This is a genomic window from Stenotrophomonas sp. CCNWLW57 (assembly GCF_037203925.1).
GTDB classification, from domain to species: domain Bacteria; phylum Pseudomonadota; class Gammaproteobacteria; order Xanthomonadales; family Xanthomonadaceae; genus Stenotrophomonas; species Stenotrophomonas rhizophila_A.
Genome location: NZ_JBBCBJ010000002.1, coordinates 668880 through 684908, shown reverse-complemented (window position 1 = coordinate 684908; position 16029 = coordinate 668880). Strand labels below are relative to the sequence as shown.

At 70.5% G+C, this 16029-nt stretch carries 10 protein-coding genes; 4 read left to right on the top strand and 6 right to left on the bottom strand.

Features of this window, described 5'->3' with window-relative positions; translation table 11 throughout:
* The first annotated feature begins 9 nt into the window (after positions 1–9).
* The 3 genes from V9K91_RS07910 to V9K91_RS07900 all read left to right on the top strand — a co-directional run bounded on the left by V9K91_RS07910 (position 10) and on the right by V9K91_RS07900 (position 10280).
* A complete protein-coding gene (locus V9K91_RS07910) occupies positions 10–3477 on the top strand; it encodes an ATP-binding protein (protein ID WP_336443207.1) in 3468 nt (1155 codons plus the stop codon).
* Entirely contained in the window at positions 3474–6629 is a 3156-nt protein-coding gene (locus V9K91_RS07905; protein ID WP_336443208.1) for a two-component regulator propeller domain-containing protein, read from the top strand. Before V9K91_RS07910 ends, V9K91_RS07905 begins: the two co-directional genes overlap by 4 nt.
* A 153-nt stretch (positions 6630–6782) precedes the next feature.
* Positions 6783–10280 carry a two-component regulator propeller domain-containing protein gene (locus tag V9K91_RS07900; protein ID WP_336443333.1) on the top strand — a complete coding sequence of 1166 codons (3498 nt, stop codon included), beginning with the start codon at positions 6783–6785 and terminating at the stop codon, positions 10278–10280.
* Between the two features lie 67 nt (positions 10281–10347).
* Here the strand turns inward: V9K91_RS07900 and mdtD are convergent, their stop codons facing one another.
* The 5 genes from mdtD to V9K91_RS07875 form a co-directional block, all read right to left on the bottom strand.
* The gene (gene mdtD, locus V9K91_RS07895) at positions 10348–11751 is read right to left on the bottom strand and encodes a multidrug transporter subunit MdtD (protein WP_095364385.1); all 1404 of its coding nucleotides are present in this window, start codon (positions 11749–11751) and stop codon (positions 10348–10350) included.
* 60 nt (positions 11752–11811) lie between these two features.
* Entirely contained in the window at positions 11812–12885 is a 1074-nt protein-coding gene (gene hemE / locus V9K91_RS07890) for a uroporphyrinogen decarboxylase (RefSeq protein WP_068853677.1), read from the bottom strand.
* Positions 12886–12936: 51 nt separating this feature from the next.
* Complete coding sequence (locus V9K91_RS07885) at positions 12937–13188, bottom strand: WGR domain-containing protein (protein ID WP_093532844.1); 252 nt, start codon at positions 13186–13188, stop codon at positions 12937–12939.
* Positions 13189–13263: 75 nt separating this feature from the next.
* Positions 13264–14373: a 3-dehydroquinate synthase gene (gene aroB, locus V9K91_RS07880; RefSeq protein ID WP_095364386.1), complete on the bottom strand. Its 1110-nt coding sequence runs from the start codon at positions 14371–14373 to the stop codon at positions 13264–13266.
* A complete protein-coding gene (locus V9K91_RS07875) occupies positions 14370–14912 on the bottom strand; it encodes a shikimate kinase (protein ID WP_095364387.1) in 543 nt (180 codons plus the stop codon). The genes aroB and V9K91_RS07875 overlap by 4 nt, the downstream gene beginning before the upstream one ends.
* A gap of 95 nt (positions 14913–15007) precedes the next feature.
* On the opposite strand from V9K91_RS07875, the gene V9K91_RS07870 reads away from it, so the two are divergent.
* The gene (locus V9K91_RS07870; RefSeq protein ID WP_068853673.1) at positions 15008–15211 is read left to right on the top strand and encodes a dodecin family protein; all 204 of its coding nucleotides are present in this window, start codon (positions 15008–15010) and stop codon (positions 15209–15211) included.
* On the opposite strand, the gene V9K91_RS07865 is transcribed toward V9K91_RS07870, so the two are convergent.
* A complete protein-coding gene (locus tag V9K91_RS07865) occupies positions 15204–16025 on the bottom strand; it encodes a kinase (protein WP_095364388.1) in 822 nt (273 codons plus the stop codon). The genes V9K91_RS07870 and V9K91_RS07865 overlap by 8 nt on opposite strands.
* Positions 16026–16029: the final 4 nt, after the last annotated feature.

Here is a 16029-nt window from a genome sequence, read left to right as displayed (position 1 = left end):
CCCGTAGCCTTGCTTCTGGCCCTGCTGCTGATGTGGCCGGCAGCAGGCCATGCGGGTGTCGTACATGTGCCATCGCCGCGCCTGCTCGGCATGGCCGACGGCCTGCACGACCCCAACGTTCGCGAAATCGCTGAAGACGCTTCCGGCTACCTGTGGCTGGCGGGCAGCGACGGCCTGATGCGCTTCGACGGCCAGCGGTACCGGCTGTGGCGCCTCGAGGATGGCTTGCCGGATGTCGACCTGCGCACGCTCCACGTGGATGCCCTCGACCGGCTCTGGGTGGGAACGGCGAGTGCCGGGCTGGTCATGATGGGCGCTGATCGTGGTGGGTTCCAGCGGCTCCCCGCATCGGCCCCGTCGGCGCTGCGCCAGGGGCTGCTGCGCCAGGTGCACAGCAGCGGCGACGGCCGGATCTGGGCCATTGGAAGCGACCATCGGCTCTATCGGCGGGCACCACGCGACCCGCAGTGGGCGTTGCAGCCGCTTCCGCAGGAGGCTGGCCCGGTCATGGCACTCGCGCGCGACAGCGCCGGTGCGTTGTGGGTGGCCCAGGCCGCATCGCTTTGGCGATGGGATGGCACACGGCTGGCCCGGATGGCGTTGCCGGCCGGATCCGCAGCGCCGATCCGTTCGCTCTGGGCCGATCCACGCGGGGGAATTGAAGTCACCTCGGCGCATGGCACCTGGGCGACGGGTAGCGCAGCAGGTGCCCACGTTCGGCCGCTCGGGGCACGCAGCGTGCTGCGCAGTGCGGACGGCGTGCTCTGGCAGCAACAAGGCGCGGCGCTGCTGCGGCAGGAAGCCGGCGCCGCGCTGCCGTGGACGCTGCAACCCGCGCCGGGCACCGCGCCGGGGCCGGTGGTGATCCGCCAGGCGCTGGAAGACCGCAACGGTGACCTGTGGTGGGTGAGTGAGCAGCACGGCGTATGGTGGTTGTCGGCCCGCTGGCGGCAGTTCACGGCCTTGCCGGCCACCGCCGACAGTGGGTCGGGAACCGGCAGTCACTACGTACTGGGCCTGGCCGCATCGGGAATGCACCATGCGTGGGTTGCGGGCAGTCGAGGGGACCTGCAGCGCCTTGACCTGCGTACCGGACGCCGCCGTGACGTGCTCCGGTTTCCACACGCCGGCGTCAGCGCGCTCCCGGTGGGCGTGGCCGAAGATGCCCAGGGACGGGTCTGGGTCGCCAGTGCCGACCGGTTGCTGCGCCATGACCCGCAGCGGCGCAGCCAACGCGAATGGGGGCTGGGACTGGGTACGGACCAAGGGCCCGTCCACCTGCAGATATGCGCGAACGGCGATGTCTGGCTCGCGCACCCCGGGGCGATCCAACGGTGGTCGACAGACGGCAAGCGGCTGCACAGTGCGGCACCGCAGCAGGTGGGGCTGAGGCAGGACGTCCTGCTACGGCAGCTGTTGTGCACCCGGGATGGCGAGGTATGGGCCACCGATCCCCAAGGCGTGATGCGCTGGTCTGTTGCACGCGAGCGCTTCGAGCCGGTCCCGGGCGATGGCGACGGGCCCGTGTCGGCCATCGCCGAAGCCGACGATGGCACGCTGTGGGTCAGCCGCCTGGCATCCCTGGAGCAGTACCGTCTGGCGCAGGGACGGTTGCATCGAGTACGCCGCATTGGCGCCGCCGAGGGCTACCCGCAAGTGCGTGCCAACGCACTGGTGGTGGGCGCCGATGGCGTGGCATGGGCCGGGGCCGCGCGCGGCGTGCTGCGGGTGGATCCGCACGCGGGTGAGGTGGGGGTGCTGGACACCGCACAGGGCCTGCCCGTGCAGGAGGTGCTTCCGCAGCGGCTGCTTCGGTTGGGCTCGGGCGCGTTGGTGGCTGGCGTGCGCGAAGGCGGACTGCTGGCGTTCGACCCGCGCGCGCTTCGCGCCCCGGCAACGGTGCCGGTTCTGGTGCTCGATGCAATGAGCCGTCGTCGGCATGGACGGGTGATCCAGGTGCCGATCGCCGCACCGCCGGTGATCCTGGGCACCGGGGACCGCCATGTGCGGGTCGCGGTGAACCTGCTCGGTCGTGGCGATCCTGATCGCATCCAGTACCACTTCCGCCTGCTGGGACACGACCCGGGATGGGTCGACACCGGCCCCGTGGCGCAGCGCCTTTTCACCCGCCTGCCGGCCGGTGAGCACTCCCTGCTGGTGAAGGCGCGGCACGCCGGGGGGCCGTGGTCGGCGGTGCGTCAGCTGCCGTTGCGCGTGGTGCCCCGGTGGTGGGAAACAACAACCGGTCGTATCGCCCTGGCTGCCGCGATCTGCGCAGCGCTGATGGGGGGAGCGCGGCTGCACTACCGCCGGCAGCGGCGACGCGCGCAGCGGCGCCAAGCGCGTGCGCGCCGCCTGCGGGCGGAGCAGGATTCGATGCAGCGCACCCGCTTCCTGGCCGAACTGGGCCGCCGGGTGCGTGCGCCGTTGACGCCGGTACTCGGCTGGAGCGAGCTGCTGCTGCAGTCGCCGTTGTCGCGCGTGCAGCGCGAGCAGGTCGGCAGCCTGCAGCAGGCGGGGCACCACCTCCTGCAGTTGATGGACGATGCGCTGGACCTGGCCGGTATCGAATCAGGCCGCCTGCGGCTGCACCCAGCGCCCTTCGTGCTGGTGGAGGTCATGCGTGAGCTGCATGCGCTGCTGCTGCCGGTGGCGCGGCGCAAGGCATTGCTGCTGCATTGGACCAGCACGTTGCCGGCGGGCGCCTGCTTCCACGGCGACGTGCAGCGCCTGCGCCAGATTCTGCTGAACCTGCTGGGCAACGCCCTCAAGTTCACCGCGCATGGGCAGGTCAGCCTGAGCGCACGCACCGGGCCGGAGGATCGCGGGCTGGTGCTGTGTGTGTCCGACACTGGTCCGGGGATGAGCCCGGCGCAGGTGCGGGGGCTGTTCCAGCGCTTCAGCCAGGTCGAAACGGCAGACACCGCCGCCCACCTTGGCGGCAGCGGGCTGGGACTGGCCATCAGCCGGGACCTGGCACATGCCATGGGCGGGCGCCTGGACGTCGACAGCCAGCGCGGGCGTGGCACCCAGTTCGAGTTGACACTGCCGTGGCCGGCGCTTGCACCCGCCGCGGCGCCCGCCGCGCCGCGCCGCGCCGCGTGCGCTGCCGTGCCATCGCGCGCCTTGCGTGTGATGGTGCTGCTGCCGGCGACCGAACCGGACGCTGTCGAGGTGGTGTGTGCGCTGCTGCGTTCCCAGGGCCACCGGGTGGTGGCGGTCGAGAATGCAGACGCGTGGGTACGCGACGTCGATCCCGGGCCCTGGGATCTCATCGCGGCTGATCCGGACATGCTGGTGGCGGGCGGGCGGCTGAGTGCACGCCTGCCCTGGTTGTGGCCGGGGGTGCGGCGCGTGGCGCTCACGCCACGCGCCGATGCCTGCGCCGAGCGCGATGCACGCGCGGGCGGGTTCGATGGTTTCCTGCGCCTGCCGGTGACCGGGGCGCGGTTGGCTGCCGCCGTGGCGGGCGCATGATCGGCCCCTTGCGGGGCCTGCTGCTGGCGCTGCTGCTGCTTGCGTCATCGGTACGCGCGGCGCCCCCCATGGCGCTGCGCTTCACCACCGCCGACGGGTTGCCGTCCAACGCGGTGCACCAGGTGGTGGAAGACCGCGACGGCTACCTGTGGTTCGCCACCGATGATGGCCTGGCCCGCTTCGATGGCCAGCGCTTCCGGATCTGGCGGATGGAGCAGGGGCTGGCCGACAACCAGTTGCTGTCGATGGCGGCGGATGCGCAGGACCGGTTGTGGATCGGGACGGGGCAGGGCCACCTCATGCGCATGTCGGCCGACCGCAGCCACATCGAGCGCTTCGACAGCGCGCGTTTTCCGGCCCTGGCGGGCGTGGCAATTGGTGTCGTGCTGCCAACGCCGGAGGGCGTGGTGTGGTTCGGTACGCGCGACGCGGGTCTATTCCGGCTGGACACGGGCCACCGGCTGCGTCAATTCCTGCCCACCGTGAACGCGGACGGCCTGCCGGACCGTCGCGTCGACCACCTGGCGTTGGCGGCGGACGGCACGCTCTGGGTGGGAACACCGCGCGGCCTGGCCCGCTGGAGGAACGGTCGCTTCCTGCCGCCGCCCACGATGCTGGCCACTGCGCCGGTCAGCGCGCTGCTGGTGGATGCCGGGCAGCGGCTGTGGGTAGCCGGCGCGGCAGGCCCGTGGCGCGCCTCGGACGAGGGTCGGCTGGAACCGGTGGATGCACCGGCGGGAACGCGCGCGCTGGGCGCGTCGCGCAGCGGCGGTCCGTGGCTGGGCGAGGACGCCCGGGTGTGGAAGAGCGGAGGCACTCAGCGGCCCGGGGTGGGCATCGCACCGTTGGGCAGCGCCGATGTGCCCCGGTTCCGCACGGCCCTGGAAGATCGCCACGGCAGCCTCTGGTTGCTGGGGCGGCATATGGGGGTGTGGCGGCTGCCCCCGCACTGGCAGCATTTCATGTCGCTCGACGCGGCGCCGCAGGAAATGCCGGCGATGAGCGGGGTGCGCCTCGATCCTGACGCGCCGCCGCTGGCGCTGGCCTGCGCAGATGGCAGCCGCTGGCGTCTGGACGGCAAGGGGATCCAACTGCAGCCGCCTGGCGGCACCGAAACCCGGCAGTGGCGCTGGGGTGAGACCGACCAGGCGCCTCCGCCCGGTCCGCTGGCCCTGCATTGCGATACAGGCAACGGCATCTGGTGGGGAGGCCGGCATGGCTTGACGCGGTGGGCTGACGGCCGCTTCCATCCCGTTGCCGGTGTCGAGGGCGAGGTGAGCGCGCTGCACCTGGCCGAGGACGGCGCATTGTGGGTGGCCAGTGCGGGTACGGTGCGGCGCTATCTCATCCAGGACGGCGTGGCCCGGCCCGGCGTGCAGATTGATGCACGCCAGGGACTGCCGTCGCTGCGGTTGGCGTCGCTGGCCAGCGACGCACAGGGCGCGTTGTGGGCCAGCAGCGCGCGTGGCCTGCTGCGTCTTCGCCCCCGCGAGGGCCAGGTGCGGTTGTACACGCGAAGCGAAGGGGTACCCGATGCCGTGTTCAATGCACAGCTGCAGGTCGACGGATCGACCATGCTGGCCGTGGATGCACACGGCCGCAGGGTGCGGTTCGATCCGGTGGGCCTGGCCGCGTGCAGGGGGGAGCCGGCGCTGGTGGTGGAGCGTGTGCAACTGCACCGCGGTGGCCTGCTGCAGGTGCTGCCTTCCAAGGCGGTGCTCCACCTGCAGCCGGACGATCGGGATATCCAGGTCAGCGTCCGCTTGCTGGGCGCTGCGATGCAGGCGCGCCAGCAGTACCGGTTCCGGCTGTGCGGCCTGGACCGGGAATGGATCCGGGTGGGCCGCAGCGGGACCCGCGGCTTCCCGCGACTGCCACCCGGCGAGCACCGCCTGGAGTTCCAGGCACGTTTGCCCGACGGCAGCTGGTCGTCAACCCGGTCATTGCTGCTGCAGGTGGAGCGCAGCGGCTGGCACCACCCGGCGCTGGTGGGCGCCCGGATATCGGCGGGCGCGCTGCTGCTTGGCGGCGGGGCATGGGCGGCGGTACGCCGTGTCGCGCGCGGGCGGCGGGCGCAGGTCTCCGCACAGGGCCTGTCGCTGGCGCTGCGCTCGGCGCAGGCCAAATCGCACTACCTGGCCAACCTCGGCCATGAGGTGCGCACACCGCTTACGGGGATCCTGGGCATGGCCGAACTGCTGCTGTCATCGCCCCTGCATGCGGCCCAGCGGCAGCCGTTGGAACGGATCCTGCGGAGCGGACACGCGCTGCTGGAGCGGGTCAACCACGCATTGGACGAGGCCCGCCTGGAGGCCGGAAGTACCCCCCTGCAGGCGGCCGACTTCGAGGTGGGCGCCGTCCACCGGCAATGGTTGGCACGCCAGCTGCTGCCATCCTGCCGGCGTGGCACCGCGCTGGCCTTGTGCCTGCAGGTGGCGGGCGACGCACGCGCGCACGGCGATGCGCTGCGACTGGGGCAACTGCTCGATGCGGTCACGCGCGTGCTGGGCCGGCACACCGGCGCGGGGCACGTGGTGCTGGAGGTCGCCTGGCGACCCGGGCGCGAGGGGCTGCTGTGGCGGTTCACCGCCGGCGGGCGCGCTGCGTACCCGCCGGGCCGCGGCGCCGGGAGCGCCGCGCCGACGCCGTCCGTCGCGTCCCTGCGCCTCGCGTTGGCCACTGCCGAACGCCTGGCCGGCGCTCTCGGCGGCACCCTGCACGTGCATGCGACGGCCGGCAGGCAATGGCAGGTGCAGGTGGGGATACCCATGCCGGCGGTGGCGCCGCTGCACCGTGGCCGGGTGCTGCTGGTGGACGAGGACGCCGCCGCTGCCCTTGCAGGCGGTGCACTGCTGACCGCGCAGGGCTGGGAGCCGGTGCATGCGGCGCACGCGCTGGCAGGGTTGACCGAACTGGCGGCGGGCCGGTTCGACCTGGTGCTGGTGGACCTGGACCTGTCCGGCATCGATGGGTTGACCCTGATAGGCCTGCTGCCCGGGCGGAACGTGTCCGCTCCGGTGCTGGCGATGAGCCGGCAACCCTCCGCCGGCTTGGCCGGGCGGGTGCGGGCTGCCGGGGGCGCGGGGCTCCTGGCCAAGCCGGTCACGGCCGCGTCGCTGCGCCGCGCACTGCAGCAGGCGGGCGTGCCCTGATGGTTCGTTCCCATCCGGCGAACCGTTTACCATCCATCCCATGACTTGGGCTTTCTGCGACAAGTCCGGCCCCATCTGCACGTCATCGGTTGATCCCGACCCGCTCCAGGAGATTGCTTGGTGTTGCCTACGCGTTGGCTGCTCCTGTTCGGGATGCTGTACATGTGGCCGTGGCTGGTGGCAGCGCAGCCTGTTCCGCCAACGCCGCGCCAGCTGACCGTGTTCGATGGTCTGCCGTCCAATACCGTCAACCGCATGGCCGAAGACGGGTACGGCTACCTGTGGTTGGCCACCAACGATGGCCTGGCCCGGTTCGACGGCCGCAATTACCGGGTCTGGCGCGCCGAGGATGGTCTTCGCGACAACATGGTGTGGAGCGTGCACGTGGATGCGCGCAACCAGTTGTGGATCGGTACCGAGAATGCCGGGCTGGCGATGATGTCGGCCGACCGCCGCGAACTTCGCTTCTTCGACCGTGCCAGCAACCCGGTGATCGGCAGCAATACGATCTGGAGCCTGGCCTCCACCGGTGACGGGGCGCTGTGGTTCGGCACCTACGAAGGCGGCCTGCACCGGCTCGACCGCAATGGCGTGATCACCCGCTTCATGCCGGAACCCGGCAACCGGCGCAGCCTGCCGGCCGCGTCGGTCACGCATATGGCTACCACCCGTGACGGCAGCCTGTGGGTCGGTACCAAGGCGGGACTGGCGCGCTGGACCGGGCGCGACTTCGAGCGGGTGCCCGCGTCGAAGCTGCCCACGCCCCTGGTCAACGGGCTGACCGCCGAGCTGGATGGCAGCCTGTGGATCAGTACCAATGCCGGTACGGTGGTTCGCCGGGCAGACGGCAGCTTCGCCCCGGCGCCCTGGAAGGTGGATGCCGGCGACCAGGTACTGGGCATGATGCTGCGCGACGAGCAGGGCGGCTATTGGCTCGACACCCGGTCGGGTCTCGGGCGTGCCTACCAGGGCCGCTTCCAGCAGGTGCCCCTGTACAGCGCGGTGGCCCGCGGCCAGGTGCGGCCCAACTGGACCGGCGCGTACGAAGACCGCGAAGGCGGAATCTGGCTGGCCAGTACCAACAGTGGCCTGTGGCATCTGCTGCCGCGCTGGTGGCAGTTCTCGGTGCTGTCGCGGCTGGAGGATGACCCGGCCTCGCTTCGCAACGGCTACGTGCTGGGCATGGCCGCTTCGGCCAATGGCGGTGTGTGGGCCGTGGGCACCCATGGCGCACTGGACCGCTTCGATCCGGTCACTGGCAAGGTGGACCAGCACCGGACCTGGGTGGATGGTCCCCAGTGGCTGTTGTCGGTGCTGGAAGACCCGCGTGGCCATGTCTGGATCGGATCGCACGAAGCGCTCCTGCGCTACGACCCGGGTACCGGCTCCCTGCAACGGTGGGGCAGCGATGCCGGTGCCGATGCCGCGATGGAAGGCGACGTGGATGCGCTGGCGCTCTGCGACGGTGGCGGGGTCTGGAGCGCTGCGTCCGGCGGGCTGCAGCAGCGCGGCCTGGACGGCGGCGTGCGGCAGCGGATCGCGGCGGGCACGGGCGGGTTTGCGCCCGGACAGCTGGTGCTGGATCTCATGTGCGGTCCGCAGGACCATCTCTGGGTGGCCACCAACCAGGGCCTGCTGCAGTGGGTGCCCGCGCGTGCGCGGTTCGAGGCAGTGCCCGGCGCGGCAGCTGTCGCCAGTCATGCACTGGCGCCGGCCAACGACGGCTCCATGTGGGTATCGGAAGAAGGCCGCCTTATCCGCTACCGCTGGAACGGGAAGCGGCTCGAGCGCGAGGCCCAGGTCGGGCCGGAAGAAGGCTTCCCGCAGCTGTCGGCGACGGGATTGGTGGTGGACGCCCAGGACATCGTGTGGGCCGCCAGCTCGCGTGGCCTGATCCGCGTCGATCCCAACCAGGGCAGCGTGCGCCAGTACGGCGTGCGCGACGGGCTGCCCAGCCAGGAGTTCCGCCGCGGCACGCTGGTGCGCACGGCCAGCAACCACATTGCCGGCGGCACGCCGGCCGGGGTGGTGCTCTTCGATCCCGACCAGGTGCGACCGGCAACCCGGCGCGCACCGCTGGTGATTGAACGTGTCGAGGTGCGCCGTGGCGAGCGGGTGCTGGACCTGACCCACCTGGCGCCGCTGGAAATCGCCGACGCCGACCGCGACCTTCGCATCGTGGCGCGGCTGCTGTCCTTCGCCGACTCATCGTCCAACAGCTATCGCTACCGCCTGGCCGGCTACGATCCGGATTGGGTGGAAGTGGGGCCGGGCGGCGAACGCGTGTTCTCGCGACTGCCGCCCGGGCGCTATCGACTGGAGGTGCAGGCGCGCTCGGCCGACCTGGTCTGGTCGCGGGTGCAGGTGCTGGAGTTCCGCGTGATGCCGCCCTGGTGGCGCAGCGTATCGGGGCTGCTGGTGATGGCCTCGATCGCCCTGCTGCTCATGAGCCTGTTCGCCTGGTTGTACCGGCGCCGCGTGCAACGCCGCCACGCTTACCAGCTGGCCCTGCACAAGCAGGAACTGGCCGAACAGGCATCGGCCGCCAAGACGCGCTTCCTGGCCAACCTGGGTCATGAAGTGCGCACGCCGATGACTGGTGTGCTGGGCATGAGCGAGCTGCTGCTGGGCTCGCCGTTGAACCCGCAGCAGCGCAGCTACACCGAATCGATCCGGCATGCCGGCGAGCACCTGCTGCACCTGGTGAACGACGCGCTGGACCTGGCGCGGATCGAATCGGGGCGGCTGCAGTTGCAGGCGCAGCCGTTCGCGCTGCAGGGTGTCATTGACGATGCATGCACCCTGATGGCGGCGCTGGCCGAGCAGAAGGGGCTGCGCTTCGTGGTCGACAACGAACTGGCCGCTGGCCTGTGCAGCGTGGGTGATGCGGTGCGGGTCCGGCAGATCCTGCTCAATCTGCTGGGCAACGCGGTGAAGTTCACCAGCAACGGCGAAGTGCGGTTGAAGGTGCGTGCGCTGGCGCCCGCGCGCGGGCTTTACTTCGAAGTCTCCGACACCGGGCCCGGCATCAGCAGCGACCAGCAGCAGCGTCTGTTCCGGCGCTTCGAGCAGGCCGACGGTGCGCGCACCGCTGCGCAATACGGTGGCAGCGGCCTGGGCCTGGCGATCTGCCGCGAGTTGGCGCTGGCCATGCAGGGCCAGATCGGGGTGGAAAGCCAGCTGGGCGTGGGCACGCGTTTCAGCGTGACCCTGCCGCTGCCGCTGCAGATGGCCGACGCCACGGTCGGCAGTGCCGGCGTTGCCGAGGGGCACCCCCTGCCGCCACTGCGCCTGCTGCTGGTCGAGGACGACGACACCGTGGCCAGCGTGATCATCGGCCTGCTGAGCGCGCGCGGACACGAGGTGGTGCACGCCGCGCACGCGCTGGCGGCGCTGCGTGAAGTGAGCGACGCGCCGTTCGACGTGGTGCTGCTGGATCTTGACCTGCCCGGCCTGGGCGGCATGGAACTGGCCGGGCACCTGCGCAACCAGGGCTATGCGATGCCGTTGCTGGCGGTGACGGCGCGGACCGACCCGGGCATCGAACAGCGGGTGCGCGAGGCGGGCTTCCAGGGCTTCCTGCGCAAGCCGGTGACCGGTGACCTGCTGGAGCAGGCGATCGCGCGGGTGGTGGTGGAGGGGCGTGGGTAACAGCAATGGCCGGTGTTGCCGGCCACAACATGTCATCGGACCAACGGTCCGCTGCTACCGGGGTCGCCTATTCGGCGACCTCTTCCACGTCCCGGGGGGAGGGGCGGGTGTCGGGCAGCTGCCAGAAGATGACGGTGGAGGTGAGCGTGATCGCGCCCACGCACACGAACGTAGCGTGCAGTGCAGCGGTGGCGCCGTGCAGGGTGTCCAGGTGCTCGAACGCGGCCAGCAGGCTGCCCGCGGCCGCGGCGCCGAAGCCGGTGGCCAGCATCATCACCATCGACAGCAGGCTGTTGCCCGAGCTGGCGAAATCACGGTCCAGGTCACGCAGGGTCACGGTGTTCATCACGGTGAACTGCAGCGAATTGACCGCGCCGAACACCGCCAGCTGCACCACGCGCAGCCACATCGGCTGGCCGGGCACCATGAAGATGAAACTGGCCATGGCCAACCCGACCAGCACGGTGTTGACCATCAGCACCCGGCGATAGCCGAAACGTTCCACCAGTTTGACCGCGTAGCGCTTGGACAGCATGCCGGCGGCTGCTACGGGAATCATCAACAGCCCGGCGTTCATCGGGCTCATGCCCATGCCCACCTGCAGCAGCAGGGGGATCAGCAACGGCATGGCGCTGCTGCCGATCCGCGAAAACAGGTTGCCGAGGATACCGATGCGGTAGCTGGGCACGTGGAACAGCGCCAGCGAAAACAGCGGCGCGGTGGAGTTGGCCGCATGCAGCCAGTAGCCGACCAGCGCAGCCAGCCCGGCCACGGTCATCAACATCACCAGCGCGTGCGGGGTGGCCATGCCGGAGATGCCATCCAGCGCCAGCGACAGCACCACCATGCCGAACGCCAGCATCAGGTAGCCGGCGATATCGAAGCGGGTACGGTGTTCGGCGTAGTGGTCGGGCATGATCTTCAGCGCGGCCGCGTAGCCGATCACGCCGATGGGCAGGTTGATCAGGAACACCCAGTGCCAGGACGCCACTTCCACCAGCCAGCCGCCCAGGGTGGGGCCGATCAGGGGCCCCACCAGCGCAGGGATGGCGATGAAACTCATGGCGCGCAGGAACTGTTCGCGGGACACCGAGCGCATCACCGCCAGGCGCCCGACCGGCAGCAGCATGGCGCCGCCCACGCCCTGCAGCACGCGGGCGGCAACCAGCTGGTGCAGAGTCTGCGCCAACGCGCAGGCGAGCGAACCGAGGGTGAACAGGATGATCGCCGCCAGGAACGTGCGGCGGGTACCGAAGCGGTCGGCGATCCAGCCGGAGGCGGGAATGAAGGTCGCCACCGCCAGCGCGTAGCTGAACACCACCGACTGCATCTGCAGCGGGCTTTCACCCAGGCTGCGGGCCATGGCGGGCAGGGCGGTGTTGACGATGGTCGAATCCAGCATCTGCATGAAGATCGCCAGCGACACCAGCCACAACAGGGGCCGGAACGAGGCGTAGCTGGGGGTCGTCATCGTGTGCACCTTCATCAACGAGGTGCACATGATCGCACGGGGGGTGTGTATGCCGGGCCGTCAGCGCGCGCTCAACCGGTGCACCGCCTCGACAAGTACCTGCACGTGTTCGGGATTCATGTCCGGCGACATGCCGTGGCCAAGATTGAACACGTGGCCCTCGCGGGAACCGCCATTGCCGCGCGCATAGCTGTCCAGCACCTGCCCGGCGGCACGTTCGATCGCCTCCGGGTTGCCGTACAACGTGGCCGGATCCAGATTGCCCTGCAGCGCCACGCGGCCGCCGGTGCGCGCTGCCGCGTCGGCCAGGTCCAGCGTCCAGTCCACGCCCAGCGCATCGGCGCCGGTGTCGGCCAGGTCGGCCAGGTGCAGGCCGGTACCCTTGCCGAACAGGATCAGCGGGGTGCGCTGGTCACCGTCGCCGCGCTCCAGTTCACGCGCGATGCGGGTCAGGTAGCGCAGTGAGAACTCGCGGTACATGGACGGGCTGAGCACGCCGCCCCAGGTATCGAACACCTGCAGCACCTGCGCGCCGGCCGCGCGCTGGGCAGCCAGGTAGGCAACCACCGCATCGGTCACCACCGACAGCAGCTGGTGCAGTGCGGCCGGCTCGTTCAGTGCCATCGCCTTGATGCGTGCGAAATCCTTGCTGCCGCCGCCTTCGACCATGTAGCAGGCCAGCGTCCACGGGCTGCCGGAGAAACCGATCAGCGGCACGCGGCCGTCCAGCTCACGGCGGATCACGCGCACCGCATCCATCACGTAGCGCAGATCGGTTTCCATGTCCGGCACCGCCAGCCTGGCGATGGCGGCAGTATCGCGGACCGGGTGGCGGAACTTCGGGCCCTCGCCTTCGACGAAGTACAGCTCCAGGCCCATCGCATCGGGAATGGTCAGGATGTCCGAGAACAGGATCGCCGCGTCCAGGTCGAACCGGCGCAGCGGCTGCAGGGTGACTTCGCAGGCGATTTCCGGGTTCTTGGCCATGGCCAGGAAGCTGCCGGCCTTGGCGCGGGTGGCGCGGTATTCGGGCAGGTAGCGGCCAGCCTGGCGCATCAGCCAGACGGGGGTGCAGTCCACCGGTTCGCGGCGCAGGGCGCGCAGCAGGCGATCGTGGCGGGAGGGGCTGGTCACGGGTTGCTTCCTTGGAATCGGGTGGCGCAGGGCCAGGGGGAGGCGGGCCGCTCAGCGCGGCGGCACACCGCTGGTATAGGTGATCTGGTAACCGCGCTTGAGCTCGGTGTCGCGCGCCTTTTCAAACGCGGCTTCTGCCTCGGCCTGTTCCGCGAAGAACTGGCGGTGCAGCTTGGCGTGCCTGCCGACCTGGCCCGACTCGCGCAGCAGCTCCCAGCCGCCGAACAGGTCCGGTTGCAGGGTGAGCTGGAGGTAGCCGGTCGGATCGGTGCCGTTGACAGGTTGCTGCAGGAAGATGCGCATGGCCGCGATTGTAGCCGCGAACCGGCAACACGGCCGTCACCGGCCCGCGGGGCGGGCGCGACAGACGGTCGCGGCTCAGCCGGTGGCCAGCACGCGCAGCACGTCGGCCTCGTCCACGTCGGCCACTACCTCGGCGCGGCCGATGCCCCGCCACAGCACCAGGCGCAGGCGCCCGGCCACGTTCTTCTTGTCCAGCCGCATGCGCGCCAGCAGTGCCTCCGGCGCCAGGCCGGCCGGAATGGCAACCGGCAGCTCGTAGCGCAGCAGCAGCTCGCGCAGGCGGGTGGTGTCGTCGTCGTGGCTCATGCCCAGCTGGGCCGACAGCCGCGCAGCCAGCACCATGCCCACCGCCACCGCTTCGCCATGGTTGAGGTTGTCGTTGCCTGGCGCGCCGTACCCCTGTTCGGTCTCGATCGCATGGCCAAAGGTGTGGCCCAGGTTCAGCAGCGCACGCTCGCCGCGCTCGAGCGGATCGCGCGCGACGATCTCTGCCTTGTGTTCGCAGCTGCGCGCGATGGCCTGGGCCAGCGCCGCATCGTCGCCGGCCAGCAGCGCGGCATGTTCGGCCTGCAGCCACTGGAAGAACAGCGGGTCGCGGATCGCGCCGTACTTGATCACCTCGGCCAGGCCGGCGCGCAGTTCACGCGCCGGCAGGGTGCGCAGCGCGGCGGTATCGGCGATCACCGCGCGCGGCGGGTGGAAGGCGCCCACCAGGTTCTTGCCTTCGGGAATGTCCACCGCGGTCTTGCCGCCGACCGACGAGTCGACCATCGCCAGCAGCGAGGTCGGCAGCTGCACGCAGTCCACCCCGCGCATCCAGCAGGCTGCGGCAAACCCGGCCAGGTCGCCGGCCACGCCGCCGCCCAGGGCCATCACGCACGCATCGCGGGTGGCGCCCAGCGATGCCAGCGCGGTGATCGCCGCGCCGAAGTTGGCCAGCGTCTTGGAGGCTTCGCCAGCCGGCAGCACCAGTTCGCCGATCAGCAGCTGGGCGCGTGCATCCAGCAGTGCCTGCTTGACCCCGGCCAGATACAGCGGGGCGACGGACGAATCGCTGAGCAGCAGCACGTGGCGGCCGCGCACGTGGCGCGCCAGCAGTTCGCCCTGGCCAAGCAGGCCCGGGCCGATATGGATGGTGTAGGGGGTGCCGCCGCCAACGGCAACGGTGCGGGGGGACGCGGTCATGCGGAAGGTTCCAGTCGCTGCCATTGCGAGGCCAGGCGCAGCACCAGCTGCGCGGTTGCCTCGCTGGGCGTGTACAGATCGGTATCGAGGGTGAGGTCGGCCAGGCCCTGGTACAGCGGGTCGCGCAGGCTCGCCATCTCGTGCAGCACCTGCTCGCGGTCGGGCCGCTGCAGCAGGGGGCGGCCGCGGTCGCGCGCCAGCCGCTCCAGCTGGGCCGGCACGCTCACCCGCAGGTAGACCACGAAGCCGCGCAGTGCGATCGCCTCGCGGTTGCCGGCATCGAGCACGGCGCCACCGCCGGTGGAGATCAGCTGCCCCTTCCCGGCCAGCAGCTGCTGCAGCACCTGGCGTTCGTGCTGGCGGAAGCCGGCCTCGCCCGAGTGCTCGAAGATGGTCGGAATACTGGCCCCGGCCGCGTCGACGATGGCCTGGTCGGCATCGACGAATTCCAGCGTGAAGCGCTCGGCCAAGCGGCGGCCGATGCAGGTCTTGCCGGCGCCCATCGGGCCAATCAGGATCAGGTTCGGAGCGGGATTCATTACCCGGAATGCTAACACCTCCGTGTCGCCGCCTTTACGTCCCGGACCCCATGGTGGGCGGTGCGGAATGTCCCGCGCGCAGCCGGAGTACGCCCATGTCAGTGGCCAAAATCATCGAGATCAATGCCTCCTCGCCCACCAGCGTCGAAGACGCAGTCCGCAGCGGCCTCAAGAAAGTGTCCGAAACGGTCAAGGGCATCCAGGGGGCGTGGATCAACGAGACCAAGGTGGTCACCGACGGCCAGGGCAACATCACCGAGTGGCGGGTCAACCTGCGCGTGACCTTCCTGGTCAGCTGACGATCCGGCGCTGTTCATCCAGCACCACCACGCGGTCGGCCAGCGCCGGCAGCGTGCGCAGCGCCTGCCGGCTGACCCGCTCGTAGTACTGCACGAACCGCTCCAGCTGGGCGCGGCTCATGCTGCTGCGCTCGGGCTGGGCGGCCTGCAGGTTCTGCTCCTGCTGCCAGCGCCAGCGCGGCACCACCGCGAAATCCGGCGGCTGCAGGAACCACAGCCGGTCACAGCGCTGCCACAACGCCGGATACTGTCCGGCAAGGGCCTGGTTGCACCAGCGGCGCCAGCGGCCATCGGCGTCGGCCTCACGTTCGAGCGCATTGAGCGGGGTGTCCAGTTCGCTGTCGGCCTGCGCCGGCGTGCCCAGGAACCAGCCCTCGAACACCAGCAGGTCCAGTGATTCGTGACACTGCGGCCATTGCGCCGCCGGCACGCGTTCGTCGGCAAGTTTGTCAAAGCGCGGCAGCGCCACCGGCTGTCGCGCGGTGATCGCCTCCAGCGTGGCATGGGCAAGCGGCAGGTCATGCGTGCCGGGTGGCCCACGGGTCAGCAGCAGCGGGTGCACCTGGCGCGCCAGGCGTTGGCGTTGGGCACGGGTGAGGTAGAAGTCATCGATGGACAATGCCGCCGCGCGCAGCCCGCGTTGCTGGGCCAGGCCCACCACTTGGGCGGCCAGCGTCGATTTGCCGCTGCCCTGCAGGCCGCTGATGGCCAATACTGGCACCGTGGCCGTCACGGCCAACGCATCATCCAGCGCCTGCGCGACCAGTGCATCGGGGAAACCCTTGTTCCGGGGAATGTACGCAGCAACGGGCATGCGG

Coding starts and splice junctions, on each gene's coding strand:
- V9K91_RS07865 (WP_095364388.1), bottom strand. CDS start 16,025: ATGCCCGTTGCTGCGTACATTCCCCGGAACAAGGGTTTCCCCGATGCA.
- V9K91_RS07875 (WP_095364387.1), bottom strand. CDS start 14,912: ATGAATCCCGCTCCGAACCTGATCCTGATTGGCCCGATGGGCGCCGGC.
- V9K91_RS07900 (WP_336443333.1), top strand. CDS start 6,783: ATGCTGTACATGTGGCCGTGGCTGGTGGCAGCGCAGCCTGTTCCGCCA.
- V9K91_RS07870 (WP_068853673.1), top strand. CDS start 15,008: ATGTCAGTGGCCAAAATCATCGAGATCAATGCCTCCTCGCCCACCAGC.
- aroB (WP_095364386.1), bottom strand. CDS start 14,373: ATGACCGCGTCCCCCCGCACCGTTGCCGTTGGCGGCGGCACCCCCTAC.
- mdtD (WP_095364385.1), bottom strand. CDS start 11,751: ATGACGACCCCCAGCTACGCCTCGTTCCGGCCCCTGTTGTGGCTGGTG.
- V9K91_RS07885 (WP_093532844.1), bottom strand. CDS start 13,188: ATGCGCATCTTCCTGCAGCAACCTGTCAACGGCACCGATCCGACCGGC.
- V9K91_RS07905 (WP_336443208.1), top strand. CDS start 3,474: ATGATCGGCCCCTTGCGGGGCCTGCTGCTGGCGCTGCTGCTGCTTGCG.